The organism is Protofrankia sp. CiP3, from assembly GCF_917627345.1.
GTDB lineage: Bacteria > Actinomycetota > Actinomycetes > Frankiales > Frankiaceae > Protofrankia.
Window position 1 is genome coordinate 1,081 of the sequence record NZ_CAKJTM010000047.1, and the last position, 19,605, is coordinate 20,685.

At 67.2% G+C, this 19,605-nt stretch carries 12 protein-coding genes and 2 tRNA genes; 6 read left to right on the forward strand and 8 right to left on the reverse strand.

Annotation, left to right across the window (positions count from 1 at the left end):
- Positions 1-120 precede the first annotated feature (120 nt).
- The 5 genes from MJ797_RS16120 to MJ797_RS16140 all read right to left on the reverse strand — a co-directional run bounded on the left by MJ797_RS16120 (position 121) and on the right by MJ797_RS16140 (position 5,897).
- Positions 121-2,166 carry a hypothetical protein gene (locus MJ797_RS16120; RefSeq protein WP_239335675.1) on the reverse strand — a complete coding sequence of 682 codons (2,046 nt, stop codon included), beginning with the start codon at positions 2,164-2,166 and terminating at the stop codon, positions 121-123.
- 10 nt (positions 2,167-2,176) lie between these two features.
- Positions 2,177-4,324, reverse strand: coding sequence for a hypothetical protein (locus MJ797_RS16125; protein ID WP_239335676.1), 2,148 nt, complete (start codon positions 4,322-4,324; stop codon positions 2,177-2,179).
- Positions 4,321-4,917 carry a hypothetical protein gene (locus MJ797_RS16130; protein WP_239335677.1) on the reverse strand — a complete coding sequence of 199 codons (597 nt, stop codon included), beginning with the start codon at positions 4,915-4,917 and terminating at the stop codon, positions 4,321-4,323. The genes MJ797_RS16125 and MJ797_RS16130 overlap by 4 nt, the downstream gene beginning before the upstream one ends.
- 749 nt (positions 4,918-5,666) lie before the next feature.
- Positions 5,667-5,743, reverse strand: a tRNA-Phe gene (locus MJ797_RS16135).
- A gap of 79 nt (positions 5,744-5,822) precedes the next feature.
- Positions 5,823-5,897 (reverse strand) — tRNA-Asp (locus tag MJ797_RS16140).
- A 482-nt stretch (positions 5,898-6,379) separates the two neighbouring features.
- Between MJ797_RS16140 and MJ797_RS16145 the strand changes: the two genes are divergently transcribed.
- The 6 genes from MJ797_RS16145 (at position 6,380) to MJ797_RS16170 (ending at position 13,621) form a co-directional block, all read left to right on the forward strand.
- Entirely contained in the window at positions 6,380-7,915 is a 1,536-nt protein-coding gene (locus MJ797_RS16145; RefSeq protein ID WP_239335678.1) for an MFS transporter, read from the forward strand.
- A gap of 263 nt (positions 7,916-8,178) precedes the next feature.
- Positions 8,179-8,787 carry a DUF4232 domain-containing protein gene (locus MJ797_RS16150; RefSeq protein WP_239335683.1) on the forward strand — a complete coding sequence of 203 codons (609 nt, stop codon included), beginning with the start codon at positions 8,179-8,181 and terminating at the stop codon, positions 8,785-8,787.
- Positions 8,788-9,009: 222 nt separating this feature from the next.
- Positions 9,010-10,155: a glycerophosphodiester phosphodiesterase gene (locus MJ797_RS16155; protein ID WP_239335685.1), complete on the forward strand. Its 1,146-nt coding sequence runs from the start codon at positions 9,010-9,012 to the stop codon at positions 10,153-10,155.
- A 292-nt stretch (positions 10,156-10,447) separates the two neighbouring features.
- A complete protein-coding gene (locus tag MJ797_RS16160; RefSeq protein WP_239335686.1) occupies positions 10,448-11,296 on the forward strand; it encodes an acyl-CoA thioesterase II in 849 nt (282 codons plus the stop codon).
- Between the two features lie 73 nt (positions 11,297-11,369).
- Positions 11,370-12,158 (forward strand): YqjF family protein, encoded by a 789-nt coding sequence (locus MJ797_RS16165; protein ID WP_239335687.1) that lies wholly within the window; start codon positions 11,370-11,372, stop codon positions 12,156-12,158.
- 281 nt (positions 12,159-12,439) lie between these two features.
- Positions 12,440-13,621, forward strand: a complete 1,182-nt coding sequence (locus tag MJ797_RS16170) for a pyridoxal phosphate-dependent aminotransferase (protein WP_374582373.1) — start codon at positions 12,440-12,442, stop codon at positions 13,619-13,621.
- 184 nt (positions 13,622-13,805) lie between these two features.
- On the opposite strand, the gene MJ797_RS27260 is transcribed toward MJ797_RS16170, so the two are convergent.
- From MJ797_RS27260 to MJ797_RS16185, 3 genes are all read right to left on the reverse strand, one after another.
- Positions 13,806-16,136 (reverse strand): TIR domain-containing protein, encoded by a 2,331-nt coding sequence (locus MJ797_RS27260; RefSeq protein WP_308128329.1) that lies wholly within the window; start codon positions 16,134-16,136, stop codon positions 13,806-13,808.
- Between the two features lie 359 nt (positions 16,137-16,495).
- Positions 16,496-17,983, reverse strand: coding sequence for an aldehyde dehydrogenase family protein (locus MJ797_RS16180; RefSeq protein ID WP_239335689.1), 1,488 nt, complete (start codon positions 17,981-17,983; stop codon positions 16,496-16,498).
- A 175-nt stretch (positions 17,984-18,158) separates the two neighbouring features.
- Entirely contained in the window at positions 18,159-19,352 is a 1,194-nt protein-coding gene (locus MJ797_RS16185) for a cytochrome P450 (protein WP_239335690.1), read from the reverse strand.
- Positions 19,353-19,605: the final 253 nt, after the last annotated feature.

A 19,605-nucleotide genomic window follows, 5' to 3' on the forward strand; every position in this document is an offset into this window, starting at 1 on the left:
CGTCGGCACATTCGCGCAGGCCATCCTCGTCCTCACCCACGAAGGCAATTAGAAAAACCACATTGAAAACGCTCATTCAGGAACCTGAGTACTTCTTGAACTCGCCACCCCAAAGCCGGTTTATGTGAATGTTGGGCGACGACTCGACGATGGGGTTGGCTTGTTTCCTTGCACGATGAATACCGTAACATAGTGATCGATAATGCCGCCATCGACAGCCGGTAGGACTTCGACACTTACGCAAGATTCGAGATCGATTAGGTGGATCTTATCAGTGAGGTCGAGGATCACGAGGGCACCGATCGGGACGTCTGTTACTTGGTACTGTTCGGCCTGGGCGAGCTTGGCCTCCATGTTCGGTGAGCGTTCCCCTCGCTTACGCCGTTTACATTCGACGACGAGGCGGAATTCGGGCCACATCCAGACGAGGTCAATGCGTCCACCGCCGATGTTGGGGACCTCCCACAGCACTCGACCCCGGAGCGTACGCCGTAGGTGATCGTGGAGGTCATGTGCAAGGGCGGACTCCAGGGGGTCATCGTCGGCCGGGCCAAGCTTGCGGAGGTAGCGAGCGGGCGAGTTGGCATGGGTCTCGTCGTCGAGCCGTTCCTTCGTGAAGGCCAACAGCTGGCCGATGAGAAGGTCGCCGGTGGTCTTCACCTCGCCCTGATAGTCGGGGCAGTCCGCCAGTTTCCCGGTGATCTCCCGGTAGATCTTCTCGTAGATCAGGCCGTGCCTTGTTGTATAGATGCGGTTCTGGCCTGTCACACTCAGATAGATCTTCTCCTGAAGCCGCGGAGGCAGAGATTCGAGAACCTCCGCGGCGGTTGCGTTGTCGAGCGCCAGGGCGTCACGCACGACGTCGTGTGGACGCCCGGCGCCTTTTCCCGGCGGGTCATGGGCTGATGGCGGTGCGTCGAGGAGATCGCGGAACCTGCGGATGCCCTCGGCTGCCTCGGGGTCGTCTTCTGCTTCTTGTTCCAGCCAGCGGTCGAGCCAGGCTCGTTTGTCTGCGACCTCCAGGAATGGCGCGAGCAGCCGTTCCATGACCGGTGGTCCCGCGGCGTCGTCGGGCGGCGTGTCGGGCAGGGTGGCGACAAGGACCGCGTTCTGCGCGATCACAGCTTTGCCGATGGAGGCGATGAGGGAGGGTGGTCTGTACCAGTGCCCGATGCCGAGTTCCGCGCAGTGGCTGAGGCGATCGACCAGGTGGAACCAGGCGAGCAGCGCGTCGGCACGGTGTCCCCGCCACTGCGGTTCTTCGTCCAGACCGCCATGAACCCAGTCGTGCAGGCGTGTCCGCACCTCTGTGACGGTCTGCGCCGAGATCGTTCCACCGTGCGCGAAGGTGAGGACGGCGTGTAACGCTGCGGCGAGCAGCTCGGCGTCGTGGCGCCCTTCCACGAGGTTGCGCGCTCTCTGGAACCAGACGAGGGCGTCACGTAGATGGTTCAGTGACTCCGTTTCTGTTCGACTGGTCAGCGCCGCGGAGACACCGGCGAGGCCGAGTTCCATGGCCGCGTCGTCGGCGATCTCGGTGTGGCCGTGGGCCAGACCCTCCAGCGCAGGAACGATTTCGCCGCTCGGGTCGCCCCACTTCTGTCGTGCGAGGCCTAGCGCGCGGGTGAGTCGGCGTGCTGCCTCCTCGTGCTCGTCGTGGGCATGCTGGCCGTGGCCACTGTCCTGCGCGAGTGCGTCGACTTGTTCAAGGAGCAGGCCGGTTGCGTTCGTCACCCGCCCGTATCCGGCCATGGCGAGGAGGAGCAGCGCCTCCCCGGCGGCGGATGCGGCGTAGGAGACCTTTTCCGGCTCCGGCCGCGCTGCGACAGCCAGACGGGCCCGCAGCGGTCCGGCGACGTCGGGCAGCAGAGCCGGAGCCAGGAGCAGCACTTCGAGGACGTCGTCGGCTTGGAGCGGGTCAAAGTCGGACACGGCGCGCACCACAAAGCCCGTCGCAGCGTCCCGATCGGTGGCAGACAGCTGGGGCCAGATCTGGGCAAGGTGACCAACGGCGTCGGGGAGCGCGCAGGCGTCACGGAGCTGGTGCTCGTGTGCGAGCAGCCCTTGCACTCCATCAGCTCCGTGCAGAGCTACGGCGTCGAGCACGGGAACCTGGGCGCGGCCCGTGGCGCTGTGCGCCAGCGGCCAGCCCGGCGGATCTTCCACCGGTCAAGTATCACCACAGCCGCCGCCCCGAAGGCGGCGTTCGCACCGTTTCCGGCCGTAGCACGCGGGACAGTTCGTCGCCTCTGGCGCTGAAGATCAGAACTTGCGGGCCGTCGCCCTCTTCTGCGAGCGTCTCCAACGTCTGGAGCATCTGGGCCAGGTCGTCCTCGGCCATCTCCTCGGCACCGAGACTGTCGATCAAGATGAGGCCGGGGTGTCGGCCGACGCCCTCCGTGCGGCCGACCCGCAGCAACGCGACCGCCGTGGCCACCTTGAGTCGCAGCTGCTCGCCCGCCGTCATTTTCGAGTAGCTGTTCTTGACACCGCCCTGCCGGACTGGCAGACGGGCCGCGCCGTCCAGCCCGACCGCCTCCAGCTGCGCGATTCCGAAGCACTGTCCGAGGTTGAGGATGTGCTCGTTGACGATCGGAAGCAGGGACCTTTGCTGCCGGTCCCGGCGGGCCTTCGCTTCCGTCTCGGCCGCCTCCAGAATGCGCACCCGCTCGTCTTGGAGGGCACTGGTCTCGCCGGCCGGTCCTGGCGATCTCTCCGAGATCAGAGCGCGCACGACGGCCAAGCGCGTCTCGATCTCCCGCGTCTCCACGGTGTCGGGGTCACGGCCCGCGACCTCTTCGAAGGCGGCGCGGGCCGAGTCCAGCGCAACCTGGGCGCTGCCGCGGGACCGCAACGCTCGATCGTGTTGCCGATCGTCCTCGTCGCGCTGGTCACGAAGCTCGTCTCGCCCCGAGCGAAGCGCCGTCTCCTCCTCATCTGGGGGCAAGTCGTCCACCAGGTCAACGTCCGCACCGGCGACCGCTGAGGTGGACACCTGGCCGGTGTCCTGCGTCGGGATAGCAGGAGCGAGTTCCTCATCGCACAGCGAGCAACGGCCGTCCTGCTCGCGCCGCATCCGCTCGGCGCTCACCCGAGTGTCGCAGCGCGGGCAGCAGGTCGGTGTGACGGAGTGGAAGAACCGGCGGGCCAGCCGGTCCTCGCAGAGCGCTACGAGATCCGCCTCGGCATCTGCGAGGTGAGCCTCGCTAGCACCTAGCCGTCGTGCTGCCTCGGCGAGTGTGCCCTCCGCCTCGGCCAGCGCGACCGCTGCGGTCTGGAAAGCTCGCAGGCGACGGTCGACCTCCTGCGCGGTGTGGGCTGACCGCCCGACCTCGGCCAGACGAGCCGTCAGCTGCCGTTCCTCCTCCAGCAGCGCGTCGAGACGTGGCGCGGAAGCCTCGCTATCCTGCTCCCTCCGTCGCCGCTCGGCGGACCGCAGCTGCTGGGCGGCCCCCAACGCGCCGCGTGCGTCGACGGCCGTGCCTGCCCAGGGCGTGCCGAGATAGATCTGCAAAAGCCGCTGCGCGTTCTCGGGCCTATCGCCGATCACGCTTGAGAGGGAGCCGACCCCCAACGCCGTGCTCCACAGCGGCCACCCCAACGGGGACGACGCCCCGTCATCGGCCTGCGCGGCGATCCCCGCCGACACTCGCTGCCAGCCAGATAGCCGATCAAACCCGAGGCGGTCAAGCATCAGCGTTCCGACCTCACGCTCCATCGCCGCCGCGTCGCCGAACTGGCATACCCACAGAGCCGCCCCGGTTCGCACAAGACTCTCAGCCTGCGCCAGCAGAGCGTTCCCCGGGCGCTGCGCTGGGTCGTCGTCGCGGGCTGTCGGCGTGGGCCAGCCGGGAACGCCGCGGTCCGCCGACCGCAGCCGCAGCACTCCGCCATCTGGCTCTCCGCCCTCGACACGAAACACGACGCACAGGCGTTCGTCGTCGATGTCGAACTCGACCAGGACCTGCCTCATCCAGTGCCGCACGTCCTCCTTCATGCGGCACCGGCCCCGGACAGCCCAGCGCAGCACTTCCAACACCGACGACTTGCCAGCCTGGTTCCGTCCGATCGTCGCCAGCGCTCCGATCGCGCCCGGCGGGTCCCACGTGAACGTGAACGGCCGTACACCCTCCCCGTCCGGCATGAACCCGGCGAAATCGATGCGGATCACTCTGAGCTGGTGCGGCTTTCCGCCTGCCCGCGGGGGGCGTAGCCCCGCGTCCCGCAGCACGAGCTCGACCTCGTCAACCGGCAAGCCACACCGCCGCGCGACGGCCTCGGACCAGCTCTCCCAAGTGTCGTCGTCAGCAACAAGACCGATCATGAGGGCACCGCCGTCCGCATCCGGTTGAGCCGCTCCAGCACGTGTTGCCGGATCGAGGGGATCACCGCACCCGACGGGGTCCCTCCATAGACCGCGTTGCTGTACTGCCGGTCCTTGCACTGCGCGCCGCTCAAATGCGCCGCGAACGTCGCGGCTCTGGCCGCCTGCTCGTCGTACCAGGTTAAGATCGGAAAGTCGGTACGGAGGGTGGAGACAGCCCGTTCGCCCTTCTCCAGCAGATAGAAGTCCCGCCGCGCCTGACAGTTCAGCGGAGACGTCTCCTGCCGGCGGATCGCCAGATGTCCGCAGCTCTTCAGCAGCGCGAGCGCGTTGTCCTTCCGCTCGTACGCCCCCCGCAGATACCGCGCCATCGGATACAGGTGCAGAGCCGGTTCCTGCGTCTCCAGCAACAGCGTGGCGTCTGCCAACCCGCGCTCTCGATCGAGGCGCTCAGCCTCGACCTCTGTCAGAAGCTCGTCAGCCAGGTAGTCGGGATAGCGGACCCAGAAGTCCAGCTTCTGCAACTTGGTCTCTGAGCGGAGCACCCGCCGCGTCCCCTCGACCTGGTCGTGCTCAGGTACCGGATCGCCCACCCGGTCAACGATGAACAAGATCCTGACGGCCGTCTGCGCCGTCGAACCGCACCCGTGTCGCCGCACTGGTCCCCCTCTCGATCAGGAAGAGTAACCGTGTAGTACTTCGTTGTCCCACAAAGCTTCTCTCTCCAGCGAGCATGTTGTGGATCAGAACGTTCGGGAGCTTGGCCCACCCCCGGAGCTCGTCGGTGCCCCCCTCCTCGTCCGTGCGGGCGGTAGCCAGGTCGGTTGCACGTCGCTGCTCGGTCCCGGGTGATCGGAAAGATGCGTAGGCCGTGGAGACCCTCGCCGTGACAATGGGACTGCGGCGGTCCGCACACAGCCAACCAGGCCCTCTCGGAGCCGGAGCGCTGGCCGCTCGGCGAGCCTTCCGCTGGCGGCTAACCCGCGCTGCCGAACAGATCGATCCCTCGATCCCCATACGCATTCGGCGGAGAGACCAGCGATGGTGTGTGTTTTCAGGATCGTCCGCCGCCGCCGTGGGCGGTCGCCCGCGGCGGTGCAGCTCATCGACCCAGGTTGGGCGTACCCAGGCTCCGCTACCACGAATCCGCGTCCCACTGGGCCGGCACTGTAGCGACGGGTGTAGCAGCGGCCCAAAATATCGCGGCGGACAGTCGGATTCGAGCATTTATGCAGGTCAGCGGGGTTAGGCGGTAGACTTCCACCATCTCGCGTTGCTGCACCCGTTGCTACATAGCGATCTTCGACGTGCTCAACGGAGAGGCAAAAGATCTTATTAGAGGTGGTGGGCAGGGGCGGGGTCGAACCGCCGACCTTCCGCTTTTCAGGCGGACGCTCGTACCGACTGAGCTACCTGCCCCGATGCTGCCATCCTGCCACAGATGACAGGATAAGATCACCCCAGTTGACGAGAGTAGTATCACGCTGTGGTGTGAGCGCGGTCCCGACGGGATTCGAACCCGCGACCTCCGCCTTGACAGGGCGGCGTGAACTCCAGGCTTCACCACGGGACCATGCTGTGTGCTGTTCAGTTGTATCACGAACCCGCTTGCGATGTTCTGGGCCCAACCCCGAGGTTTGCCCCTCCCATCATGCTGGCAGGAGCTTCACTCAGGAGCTGAACAGCAGCATACAGGATGATGGGGCCGCCCGGATCCGGGGCGGTCGTAGGCGGGCAGCTGATCGACTCAGTTCCCTGTCCACGGTGGCTGTTCTGCTCTGACTGCGGTGCGGTGGCCGCGCGCATGAGGGCTGGCGTCGCAGCCTGTCCCGTCCGTGGCTCGGATGTCCACCGGGAGGCTCGCGGGCGGATCCGTTCGGTCACGCCTGAGGCGGACGTGACGACGGAGATAGACGACGGAGGCAGACAGCAGACAGCAGACAGCAGACAGCGGGCACGGTAGTCGGTAAGAGGACGCCGGTGCGGACCCGGCGGACGATCGTCCCTCGCGCCAACGCAGGAATGGTTTGCGGGGTAACGGAGTTGCCGCCAGACGTGGACACACTGACCGTGAGGTCGCACCCCGGCACCCGGGCGGTTCCATCCTGGGCGATCCTCGCGGTCGCCTGCCTGGGCCAGTTCATGGTGATTCTCGATGTTTCGATCGTTAACGTCGCGCTGCCGTCGATTCGTCATGATCTTGACTTTAGTGAGACCGGTCTGCAGTGGGTGGTGAATTCCTACACGATCGTCTTCGCTGGCTTCCTGTTGTTGGGCGGGCGGGCCGCGGACCTGTTCGGCCAGCGGCGGCTTTTCCTGCTCGGGCTGGGCCTGTTCACCGGGGCGTCGCTGGTCGGCGGCTTTGCGCAGAGCCAGGGGATGCTCATCGCGGCCCGAGCCGCTCAGGGGCTCGGCGGTGCCGTTCTCTCACCGGCGACGCTTACGATCATTACCACGACATTCCGTGAGCCGGCCGTCCGGGCCCGCGCGTTGGGCGCCTGGAGCGCCGTCGCCGGGGCCGGTGGCGCGGCCGGGGCTCTCGCTGGCGGCATCCTCACCGACCTCATCTCCTGGCGCTGGATCCTGTTCGTCAACGTCCCGATCGGCGCGGTGGGCCTGATCGTGGCCCGGCTGCTGCTCACCGAGACGCGTAACGAGGATGCGCCGCGCCGGATGGACTTCGTCGGCGCTGTGCTCGTCACCTGCGGGCTCACCGCGTTCGTGTGGGGGCTCGTGGACACTGACACCCATGGCTGGGGGTCGGTATCAGCGTTGGCTCCCATTCTGGTAGGCGTGGTCCTGCTCGCCGTTTTCATGTTCTACGAGAGTCGGGTGAAGGCGCCGCTTGTGCCGCTGCGGCTCTTTCGGTCTCGCTCCGTGTCGGCTGCCAACGCCGCCATGTTCTGCATTTCCGTGGCGATTTTCCCGAGTTGGTATTTTCTTTCCCTCTACGTACAGAATTCGCTTGGCTACTCACCGCTCGTCGCGGGCCTGGTGTTCCTGCCGCAGACGTTCACAATCATCGTCGGGGCACAGGTCGGCTCCCGGGTGATCGCACGATTCGGTGTGCGGGCGCTGGTGGCCGCCGGTGGGCTTATCTCCTCGGTGGGGCTGTTCTGGCTGGGGCAGATCCCCGTGACCGGTTCGTACATCCACAACCTGATGCTTCCCAGCATCCTGACCGCCTTGGGCCTGGGCGTGGCCGTCACGCCGATCACCCTCGCGGCCACGACCGGCGTCGCTCGAAGCGATGCGGGCCTCGCTTCAGGCGTGGTCAACACGACTCGGCAGGTGGGCGGTTCGATCGGCCTCGCCGCGCTGGTAACGCTGGCGGCCAACCACACCCGCTCGTTGCGGAACGAGGGCCAGGCAGCGGCCTCCGCGCTGGTTGCGGGGTATGGTCGCGCGCTCGAGGCCGCCGCGGTACTCGCGCTGCTGGGAGCTTTGGCCGCGCTCGCCCTGCCGCCGTTGGGCCGTAGGGGCGGCCCGGCTGACGTCGCTGACCGAACCGATTCGGGTACTGCCGGTGGGGCATCGACCGGTGAGAGGCCGGCCAGTGTGGCGCCCGGCACCGTGTCCAGACCAGGCTGATCCATTCTGGCCTGGGGAGAGGAGAGCGCTCCCGTCATACGGGGCCGACTGAAAACCCCGGTTACTACCGGATACTCTATAATTCCGATAATTCAGGCATTTCATCCGATTCTTACTGGAACCTCCTCTGGGAGCGCCCACCCTCGGTAAGATGCTGGTAACATGTCCCTTTCCGCACGTCCCCGGTATGGACATCGGATACACACTGTATGGATAGACACTGTATGGATACCAGGCGCAAACCCTGCATAGTGGTTGCCGCGATGCTTGCGGCGATGCTTGCCCTGGTCGGCGCCGGATGCGCGGGTGGCACCCGCACCACCGGTGGCACGGGTGGCGTGACGCCGGGACCGGCGCCGGGTGATCGTGTCTCCCCGGCAAGTCAGGCCGCATCCTCGCCTGGCGCGACGCCCGAGCCGGCCGCTGGCGCCGCGCAGGACAGCTCGGGGAACGGCTGCCTGACCGCGAACCTACGGGTGAGTGCCGTGAATTTGGATAGCAGCGCAGGCCACAGCTATAAGCAGATCATTTTGACCAACGCGGGCGCGGCATCCTGCGTGCTCGGAGGCTTCCCCGGCGTGTCGTACGTCGATGCGGGCGGCCGTCAGCTCGGCGCCGCGGCGGATCGCACCGGCGGCCCCGGTGCGGCGATCATATTGCTGCCTGGGCAGCACGCGGCCAGTCTCCTGACAATGATCAGTACCGGTATACAAGCCGGCTGCGACGAGCAGAACCAGACCGCCGAAGCCGTCGCTCTGCGTGTCTACCCGCCAGCCAACCGGACGGCATTACCGCTACCGGTTGGCGTGCCGGAGACGGTATGCGCGAGCCCCGCCGTCCATCAGCTCCAGATCTCCGCGCTCACCCGCTGAGAAAGTGTTCGGCGAAAAAGTGCCGGTGAGAAAGTGTCCGGCGGTATAGCGCTGGAAACACCGTTGATCAGGTTCGTGAATAATCAGGTCAGCGGGTTTACCAACTCGATGGCTGGCCGATGGCGACGGGTAACGCGTGATCTGTTCGCCCGTTTTCTCCCAGCGGTTCGCTGGGTGGCGCGTGCCGTCGGCGAGGGTCGCCGTCAACGCGCTGGAGGATTCGTGGACCGCCGGACCGTGATCGCGGGTATCGCCGCAGTTCCCCTTGCCGCCACCACCGCCGTCTCAACGGCTTCGAGTGCCTCGGCGAGCGTGCCGGTCGCCGACTTCGGCGGCCACCCGCGCCGGCCGACGTTGGTCATCGGGCACCGCGGCGCCTCGGGCTACCGCCCAGAGCACACCCTGGCCTCCTACGAGCTGGCCGCCCGGATCGGCGCCGACTTCATGGAGCCTGACCTCGTACCGACCAAGGACGGGGTCCTGGTTTGCCGGCACGAGCCGGAGATCGGCGGTACCACCGATGTCGCTGATCATCCGGAGTTTGCCGCCCGCAGAGCGACCAAGGTGTTGGATGGTGTGCCGGTCACCGGCTGGTTCACCGAGGACTTCACGCTGGCCGAGCTGAAGACGCTGCGTGCCAAGGAGCGGCTGCCGGTCGTCCGGCAGGAGAACACGATGTACGACGGTCGATTCGAGATCCCGATGTTCACCGAACTGCTGGAGCTGCGCGAGCGGCTGTCCCGCGAGCTCGGCCGCGAACTCGGTGTCTACCCGGAGACCAAGCATCCGACCTACTTCCGAAAGGCCGGTCTGCCGCTCGAGCAGCGGCTTGTGGACACTCTGCGCCGGTACGGCCTGAACCGTCGCAACGCCCCGGTGTTCGTCCAGTCCTTCGAGACGGGAAGCCTGCGCGAGCTGCGCAGGCTCGGCCTGCACACCGCCTCGGTACAGTTGCTCAGCGCGGCCGGCGCCCCGTTCGACCTGATCGACGCCGGTGACCCGCGGACGTATGCGGACCTGTCGACACCGGCCGGGCTGCGGCAGATAGCAACCTACGCGGACGGGATCGGGCCGGACAAGGTGCAGATCATCCCCCGGGCCGCGGACGGCACGCTGGGCACGCCGACCTCGCTGGTTGCCGACGCGCACGCCATGGGGCTGGTGTTGCACCCGTACACCTTCCGGGCGGAGAACACCTTCCTGCCGGTGGACTACCGGCGGGGCACCAGCCCCAACGACTTCGGCCGGGCGATCGACGAGCAGGTGACCTATCTGAAGGCCGGCATCGACGGGCTTTTCACCGACCAGGCGGATATCGGGGTCATCGCCCGGGACGAGGCGTTCGCAAGGACCTCCGGCGCTGGCTGACAGCGGCTGACACCGGCATACCGGTTGGGAGCGGTTGGCACTGGCTGACACAAGACCGCGGGTCCGCGGCGGCGCGTCATGAGGTGCCGCGGACCCGCGGTCCCCGGCACTTGTCCGTCGGCGCTGAAGGCGCTGACCAGGGCCGTTACAGCATTTGATCATTTTGCCTCGATGTGTGAATTCGTCACATCAGCTACCTCTATGGCGTCCTTGTCAGTAGAACAGGGCGCACGGGGCATGTTCGGGATGCGCCTGGCAACGGGAGGAACCCTTGAATCCGGTGAATCCAGCAGTGGAACCGATCGAGGTGGTGCCGTACGGCCGGTCGCGGGTCACCCGAGCGCAGGTGCTCGAGGACGTGCTCGATGTGCTGGACCTCCAGCCACCGGTCACCGCGCTCGGCGGCGCACCCGTTCCGCTGCGAAACCTGCCCAGTACGCACGGGGGGATACTGGGCGCTCAACTGCTCGGCCAACAGGTTGCCCTGGCCGAGCGCCTGCACCCGGGGAAGCGGGTCCAGTCCCTGCAGACGTTGTTCGTCCGCTCCGGGACATGGGAGGGGACGCTGGAGGCCCATGTCGAACAGCTCCAGCGGGGACGCACGTTCGCCTCGGTGTCTCTGGCCTTCCGGCAGGGACCGGAGCTGATCTGCAGGGCACAGGTACTGCTCACCGCGGACGAGCCCGGCCCGGCACCGGCCACCACGCCGGGCCGGCCGCGACCGGACCCACCGGACCCACCGGACACGACCCCCGTCGCGATGGCCCTTCTCCCGTGGGAGACACGGCTCGCGGCCGGGGGCACATGGCAGGACCACGCGCTGTGGATGCGGGTGAGAAACGTCCCGGCCGACGCCACCCTGTGGCGGGCATTGGTGGCGTACGCGTGCGAGCCCACGACGCTGCCACTGTTCATCGCCGACCACAGCGCGGCGGACAGGCCGTACACCAGCCTGATCGTGGCACAGACCGTCACCTTCTTCGAGGACATCGACGTACGCGACTGGTACGTGGTGCGCACGGAAGTGCCCTATGCGGGGGCTGAGCGGGTCCATGGCCGTGGGCAGGTTCTCGATGGCGGTGGTACGCCCAGGGCGCTGTTCACCACGGTGGGCCTGTTCCGTCCCGCGGCCGCTGGCTGAAGGCGGAGAAATATCGAGCCAGGGCCGCCGCGGGGGCGCCGGGCCGCGGCCGGCCGTGGTGCATCATGGGGAGATGTCCAGCGATGACCCACATGCCGGGGAGCGGGCAGCCGGGCTTGGCGGGTCGTGCCCCTTCACGGTGGACCGACCGATCATGCGGCAGCGCTGGGAGCGGCTGACCTTCGTACACTGGCCGTTTGACCCGGCTGTGGTACAACGCCTCCTGCCGCGGGGGCTGCTGATCGACACCTACGACGGGGCGGCCTGGGTCGGTCTGGTGCCGTTTTTCATGCGGGTCGCGACAGCCGCCGGGCACGGAGCACCGTGGGCGTCGACCTTCTGCGAGACCAACGTCCGCACCTATGTTTATGACCATGAAGGTCGACGGGGAATCTGGTTCTTCTCCCTGGACGCAGCCCGGCTCGGTGCGGTGGCCGTCGCGCGTGCCACCTACCGCCTGCCCTACTTCTGGTCGTCGATGCGGCTGCTCGAGACCGCGGACGAGATCTCCTACAGCTGCGCACGCCGGTGGCCCGGTCCGCGAGCCGCCAGCCGCGTGAAGATCCGGATCGGTGAGCCGGTCGCTCCCGGTGACCTCGACGAACGGGACCACTTTCTGACCGCCCGCTGGATGCTGTTCAGCGCGGCCGGTACTCGGCGCCGCTTCGCACGGGCGTGGCACGAACCATGGCCCCTGCACCGGGCCCAGGCTGTGGCCATTGACGACAGCCTGGTTGCCGCGGCTGGGCTCCCGCGACCGCGGGACGAGCCCCTGGTGCACTACTCCCCGGGAGTCGATGTCCGCATCGGCCGTCCCGAGCGCTACCGGTCCATGCCCGTGCTTCAGAGCGCCCGGCAGTAGTAGCAATAAGCGCCCGGCAACAGGGGAACGGCATCGCGGGACTGGGGCCCGCGCCGCAGCCCCGCTCTTTGATCCACGCCTCTATTGCCGAGCGCGGCGTCAGGCCGTGGCCGAGACCCGCGAGGAGCACCTCGACGCGCTGGTTGTGTGGCACGGTACGGATGTTCGGCGGGTTGGTCAGCCGATCCCTGGGCGTGCATCATGCATGCATGACGACCGTTGTGGTCCGCGATTTTCCTGAGGATGGCCATCGCGGGACCTCAGCCAGCGAAACCTCAGCCATGAGCCTGGATGATGATCCGCTGGTGCGGCGTATGCGGCCGTTCGGCACGACTGTTTTCGCCGAGATGTCCGCCCTCGCCGTGCGCACCGGCGCAATCAACCTCGGCCAGGGGTTTCCGGACACCGACGGCCCGGTCGAGATGCTTGACGCCGCTGTGGACGCCCTGCGCGGCGGACGCAACCAGTACCCGCCGGGGCCGGGGATACCCGAGCTGCGGGCAGCCATCGCGGGCCACCAGCGTCGCTTCTGGCGGCTGGCCTATGATCCGGACGGCGAGGTGCTGGTCACCGCTGGCGCGACCGAGGCGATCACCGCGTCCATCCTGGCGCTGTGTGAGGCTGGCGACGAAGTCGTGTGCTTCGAGCCGTACTACGACTCCTACGCTGCCTCGATCGCTCTCGCTGGCGCCGTCCGGCGGCCTGTGACGCTGCGGCCCCACCGCGGCGGGTACGGCTTCGACCCGGACGAACTGCGGCTGGCTTTTGGTCCGCGTACCCGGCTGCTGCTGCTCAACTCGCCGCACAACCCGACCGGCAAGGTCTTCGACCGCGACGAGCTCGGGCTGGTCGCCTCGCTGTGTGCGGAGCACAACGTGGTCGCGGTCTGCGATGAGGTGTACGAACACCTGGTCTTTGACGGCGAGCACATCCCGCTGGCGGGCCTGCCCGGGATGCGCGAGCGCACCCTGCAGATCTCCTCGGCCGGGAAGACCTTTTCCTGTACCGGGTGGAAGGTCGGCTGGGTCTGTGGCCCGGTACCGCTGATCTCGGCGGTGCTGCGGGTCAAGCAGTTCCTCACGTTCGTCAACGCGGGTCCGTTCCAGCCGGCCGTCGCGCTGGCGCTCGGGTTGCCTGACGCCTATTACGACGGTTTGCGCGGGCAGCTCGGGGGCAAGCGGGACCGGTTGTGCGCCGGGTTGGCACAGGCGGGGTTCGACCCGCTGCGGCCGTGGGGAACGTACTTCGTCACCGCTGACATCCGACCGCTCGGTGGTGTGGATGGGATGGAGTTCTGCCAGTCGCTGCCGTTTCGCTGCGGCGTGGTGGCCGTACCCACGCAGGTTTTCTACGATGACGTCGACGCCGGCCGGCACCTGATCCGTTTCGCTTTCTGCAAGCGCGACGGCGTGCTTGACGAGGCCATCGCCCGCCTCGCCACGTTGGCCGTCACCGGAAACTGAGGAGGAAGGCGTTCACCCGGACGGCTTCCCGCTCGGCGCGCTCCGTGGGGCAGCCCGCAGCTGCCCGCGCACCTCATCGATCTGGGGCAGGCCGATCGATCTGGCGCGGCTCGCCGGCCGCGCGCTGTCCAATGCCGTATGAAGTCATATGGAATGGAGCAGCTCCGGCAATCAAGGGCGGGGTTCAGGAGCGGCAGTCTTCCCGTGGGGAACCGTTCTCCATGGCGTAGACACAGGTGGGGAGCGCACCCGTGCCCAGCTCGATGGTGAGAATCACTTCCTTTTTGTTCGTGGCCACGCGCGACGTGGTGAAGTCCGTGGTGCCGGTGGCGCCGTAGTATGGCGTGCGCTGTAGCTCCTGGGCGATTGACGTCGCGGTCGGCTGGCGCTGGTCAGAGGACACGGTCCGCGCCGCGAGCACGATGATCCCGGCGGTGTCGTAGCCGAAGACCGCCCACTCGCCGGGCCACAGCTCCCGCGGCTGCTGCAGGTGTTCCGGGTAGAGCACTGCTAGGCCCTTGGGGCCGCACAGGTCCAGCTGCGCCTGGTTGCTGGCGCTGGTCTCACCCAGCACACCGTGAAAGCACTTCTGCTGGGTGAGCTCGATGAGAGCATTCTCGGAGACGAAGGAGATGATTGTCCCTGTTGGTGCGTTGTCCGCGGCCGGGGACTGCACGACGTACCGGTGGACAGCGTCATCCGCCACGATCGGCACCAGTTGCGGGCCTGCCGGGCAGTTCGTCCGCATGGCGCGCAGGAAATCACCGAAGTCCCCGGCCCGGCCAGCAAAAAAGATCATTTCATTGACTGTGCCTGTGCAGGCCGTCGGAGCGTCGGGTTGCTTCTGGAACGTCGGGCCTTCCCAGCCGGCATCCTCGAAGTCGATCTTTTTTTTGTCGAGTTCTTCGTGTAGATCTGCGACGAGAGTTCGAATATACAGATCATCGCCTTTGGCGGCGCTCTGTGGGTAGTAGACACTGACCCTGGTCTTCTTCATGTATGCGGCGTAGGCGGCGATCATTTGGGCCTCCTGCGCGTTCGGTGGCACCATCTGAAAATACAGTGGGGACGTCTGCTCAAGGCCGTCACCGGAGAGTGTCGGGGCCACTACGGGAAGGCCCGCGTTGCCGAACTCGACGATCGCCTGTGCGGTCTCGTCGGTGCTGCGGTCCATACCGATCACGGCGCTGACCTGCTGTGGGTCCTTGCGGGCCAGGTCGATGATGTTGCTTGTGACAGTCTTTACCTGCCGCATGTTCCTACCGCCGTTGGCGATGATCACCCGTAGGATCGGTTCGCGCCCGCTTGCGGTCGGCGAGCACGATGTGTCCGTGAAATCACCATTCTGCCGTATCTGTTGCAGCAGGATGCCAGCCAGTTCGTCGGTGCGCGGCCGGGAGTCTAAATCGAGGAAATCGAGGCGTTGCGGGTCCGGTGTGAGAGCGGCCAGGTAGACCACGCTGACGAACGGCCGGAGCGGGAAATTCCCCCGCAGCATGTCAGCGCACTGGTTCGCCCGGAAGACCGCCCGTTCCGCGGCCTGGAGATTCTTGTCCGCGCCGAAGAGCTGGCTTGCGTTATCGCTGTAACCGATGCACTCATCATCCTGCGCCCGGACCACCCGCACGGCCGCACCCGTGCCGTCACAGCCGTTGGTCGCGTGCGGAGTCCCGTTCCGAGCGGTACTGGCGGCGAGGACGATACCGGCGACGGCGATGGCGACGAGCACCAGCACAACCGTGCCGGCAAGGAGGACGAGCGGCCGGCCGAGGGTCCGGCTGGAGACGGCCCCTCGCGTCCGGGTGGTGGGTTCCTCGCGGGCAGGCGGGACCGGCGTGCTTGCCGCGGACGTGGTGGGGAGACCGGCTGCGGGATCGCGCTCGACCGCAGGGTCGTCGTGCCTGCTTACCGTGGACGTGGGAGGGAAGGCTGGCGCCGGCCGGCCGCCGGGGAAGCGTGGCGTTGCCGCGGGTTTCGCCCGTCCGTTCAGCGCGTGACTGATCTCGTCGAGTAGGTGTTGACGGGCGGCATCCTCATCGGTGCTGTGTCGGAACAGCTCGATGCTGACGATCGTGCTGAGCAGCCCCGGGCGGGGGCACTCCGCCAGCCGGATCGGCAGGAGCTTGCGCTCGAAGCCGAGCGGGTCGGCGGCTTGGGCGGCCTGCCATTCCGTCTGCCCGTATACGGATTTCAGGTAGGCGTGGGAGAGCAGAGCGATGGTCCGCCGCGTGTTGGCAACGCCGTGCTGCATCTGGACCGCCCAGTTCGTCCCGGGCACGAAGTCCCAGGCCTGGAGCAGCACCCGATAGCTGGCCTTCTCCAACTGCCAGCCCACCCATTCGGCCCAGCCCTGGTCGGCACGGGTGTACGACACGAAGAAGTCCAACGGCGGTGCCGGCTCTCCGTCCGGAGCCTCAACGGGGTCCCGGGCCGATTCGCCGCGCCGCGCCGCGCGGGCCGGCTCCCTGTCCGGAACCTCGACTGGACTCCCGATCGGACCCCCCGTATCGGACACAGCGCCTGCTCCTGTCACTCCGTCCTTGATCTGGCCACTCACCGCGACCGTTCTCGACACAGTACGCCTGGCGATACACGGAGATTAACAACCGTAGTGGTGGCCGCCGACGCCGTGTCCTGACATGGTGCCTGGCTGGTCGGGAGGGGTGGTTATGGCGGTGATGGCGGCGTCGGCGAGCCAGCGGGGCCGGGCGCTCTAAATAGGTGCGTGCCCCAGCCCCGCGACGCCGCGCTTTCTGTTGCCGGGCCTGTGCATCAACATGAAATGATCATTTTGATGCACAGGCCCGGCTGACCGGGAAAATTATCCCCGCCGGGGACGGCTGGCCCGGCCGCGTCGCGAAGCCGATGCTCGTTTCACGTCGGCGTCCCGGGGGTCGCGATGGTCTTGGCCTGCAGGTATTCGCGGAAGCCGTCCTCACCGTGCTCGCGCCCGACACCGCTGATGCCGTATCCGCCAAACGGCGTGTCCGGCGACAGGTAGAACGATGGTCCGATGTTGACGGTCCCGGCCTTCATGCGCTTCGCGAGACGCAGGGCACGCTCCGGGTCCTGCGTCTGGATGTACGACGAGAGCCCGTAGCGGGAGTTGTTGGCGACCCGGACCGCCTCGTCGTCGTCGCCGTCGTACCGCACCACGGTCAGGACCGGCCCGAACACCTCGTACTGGGCGATCTCAGCGTCCTCATGCACGTCGGCGACGACGGTCGGCTCGTACCAGAAGCCTCTGCCACCGGTCGGTGAAGCGCCGCGACGCCCGCCGACCGGCACCCGCGCGCCTGCGGCCCGAGCCCGTTCCACGAGCCCCTCGATCCGCGCCAGCTGCGCACCGTTGATGATCGGCCCGACAATGTTCGCCGGGTCGGCCGGGTCGCCCCACGGCAGCGCTCCGATGGCGGCGGTCACCGCCTCCAGCACCTCGTCGTACCGGGAGGCGTGTACGACCAGCCGGGTCGCGAGCGCACACCCCTGTCCGCTGTTGGCCATGCACATCCCGACTGTCATCGGCAGCGCGACGGCCAGATCGGCGTCGTCGAGGATGATGTTCGCGGACTTTCCGCCGAGCTCCAGGCAGACCTTGCGGATGCCGACCGCCGCACGTTCGTAGATGCGCTGGCCGACGGCTGGTGATCCGGTGAAGTGGTACATGTCCACCCGCGGGTCGCCGGTCAGCGCCTCTCCTGCCACGGCCTTGTCGTGCGAGCTGATCACATTCAGCACGCCCGGCGGCAGGTCGGTGTGCTCGTGTGCGATCTTCGCGATGAAGGCCCCTGTCAGCGGTGTGTCCGGAGCGGTCTTGAGCACGATGGTGTTGCCGGTGGCCAGCGCGTGCTGGATCTTCCAGATGTCGGTCATGAACGGCGCGTTCCACGGCGTGATCGCCCCGACCACGCCGTACGGCTCGTACCGGACAAGACGGTTGCTCGGCAGGCCAACGCCCTGGTGCACGCCGAAGTCGCGTTCCCACGGGAAGCGCCCGATGAGATCGTTGAAATACGACATGTCATCGGTCATCACGTCGATGTGGGCGCCGATGTTGGACGTCGGGGTGCCGGCTTCGGCGATCTGGATCTGTTTGGCAACGGTCGCTTCCTTGCGTAGCGCATCCTGCAACTGGCGCAGGACCCGCTCGCGGAACGCATGGTCGGTGGCCCACGGGGTCTCGTCCGCGGCCCGTCGGGCCGCGGTGACCGCGGCGGCGACGTCTTCGGCCTGCCCGTCGGCCGCCGTGCCGACGACCGACTCGTCGCTCGGGCTCAGGACGTCGAAGCGCCCGCCGGCGATCGCCTCACGGAACTCCCCATCGATGTACAGCCGGCCCTCGGGCACTATGTCGAGCGTCACATCTTCCTCCAGATGACAGGCGGATCCGATATCGCACCGCGGACAGAGATGAAAAAACTGCTGATTGGGAGCGCCCGGCACCAAGGGCGCGGCGTCCCCGGGCCTGCTCGTATGGGAAAGGGTGTATGGGAAAAGGGGCGTATGGGAAGGGGCACTGAACGGGTGCCGGGGCCGTTCAGGCGGTTGGGAAGGTGATCGGTAAATGAATCGCGGCGCGTACACCGTAGTTCGTGTACAGCACTTCCTCTCCAGGAGTGATCGTGTATTCGGGAATGCGCCGGTGGAACTCCTCGAGCGCGACGCGCAGCTCGAGGCGCGCGAGATTGGAGCCGAGGCAGCGATGCGGGCCGGCCGCGAAACCGACGTGCGCGTTGTGCGGGCGTTCGAACTCGACGGTCATCGGGTCGGGGAACGCGGCCGGGTCGAGGTTCGCCGCAGCCCAGACCACCTCGACCTTGGACCCGGCCGGGAACCGGCGGCCGTGGACCTCGATGTCCTCGGTCACCCACCGATGCCCGAGCGGTACCGGTGACTCGAAGCGCATCAGTTCCTCGATCGCCTTGCCGAGCAGCACCGGGTCTGCCAGCACCCGGTGGCGTTCGGCAGGGTGCTCGGCGAACCAGGCGAGCATGCACGACAGTGAGCAGGTGACCGTGTCCAGGCCGGCGATCACAAGTAGATAGCAGATATCGATGATTTCCTGGTCGGACAGTTGCGTGCCGTCCACGCTCGCCGTCAGGAAGGCGCTGATCAGGTCGTCCCGTGGGGGTTCGGCGCGGTGCTCGGTGAGGACACGCGTGAGGTAGTCGTACATGCGTTCGCCCGCCGCGCGCATGTGCGCCTGCTGTTCCTCCGTGGTGCTGCCCTGTGGCCGGACGACCGCTTCCTTGAACTCCAGGAAGATCGGAAGGTCGTCGGTGGGGAGGCCGAGGAGGTCGATGAAGATATGCGTGGGTAGCGGCGCGCACAGGCTCGTCAGCAGCTCGGCCTCACCCGCGTCCACGAACGCGTCGATCAGGGCGTTTGTCCGTGCTCGTATGGCCGCCTCCAGCCGCGCGACCTGTTTGGGAGCGAACAACGGGTCCAGCAGTTTGCGGTAGGTGCGGTGCGTGTCGCCGTCGAGGTCCAACGGGATCAGTGGGCGCTGGGCGCCCATGTTGTAGTGCGTCCCATCGGTGGCGCGCACCGCCGGGTGACGGAGGAACTCCGTCATCTCCTCGCGGCGGGCGATGACGAGCGTGCCATCCGGGCGGCTCGGCTTATCCTGCCCTGCCAGCTCGCCGAACGCCTGTTGGGGATGGCGCTCGTCCCACGAACCCAGCAGGTGGGCCGCACAGAAAAGCGGCGGGATGATGGCCTCGGCAGTCATGTCTGTTCCTGATCTCCAGGTTCATGGTTTTCCAGCAAGACGATCAGCCCGCCATGTCGATGGCCTGCTTGGGACGGTTCTCCACGGCCGGCCGGGCCAGTCCGGGCAGCTGCGTCGGCCAGCGGGCCGGCCGCACGCGGGCGCCCCTGTTTTAGAGCGCCCGAGGATAGGGCGTTCGATCAGTGAGCGGCTCATCCGCGCCCGATCCGGCAAGGCGGAGGAGGAAGGCGCCCTGGTGCTGGGCGCCGACTGA

What these genes read in the sequence shown, in the direction of transcription:
- MJ797_RS16125 (WP_239335676.1), bottom strand. Translation starts at nt 4,324, where the DNA reads ATGATCGGTCTTGTTGCTGACGACGACACTTGGGAGAGCTGGTCCGAG.
- MJ797_RS16150 (WP_239335683.1), top strand. Translation starts at nt 8,179, where the DNA reads ATGCTTGCGGCGATGCTTGCCCTGGTCGGCGCCGGATGCGCGGGTGGC.
- MJ797_RS16165 (WP_239335687.1), top strand. Translation starts at nt 11,370, where the DNA reads ATGTCCAGCGATGACCCACATGCCGGGGAGCGGGCAGCCGGGCTTGGC.
- MJ797_RS16170 (WP_374582373.1), top strand. Translation starts at nt 12,440, where the DNA reads ATGAGCCTGGATGATGATCCGCTGGTGCGGCGTATGCGGCCGTTCGGC.
- MJ797_RS16185 (WP_239335690.1), bottom strand. Translation starts at nt 19,352, where the DNA reads ATGACTGCCGAGGCCATCATCCCGCCGCTTTTCTGTGCGGCCCACCTG.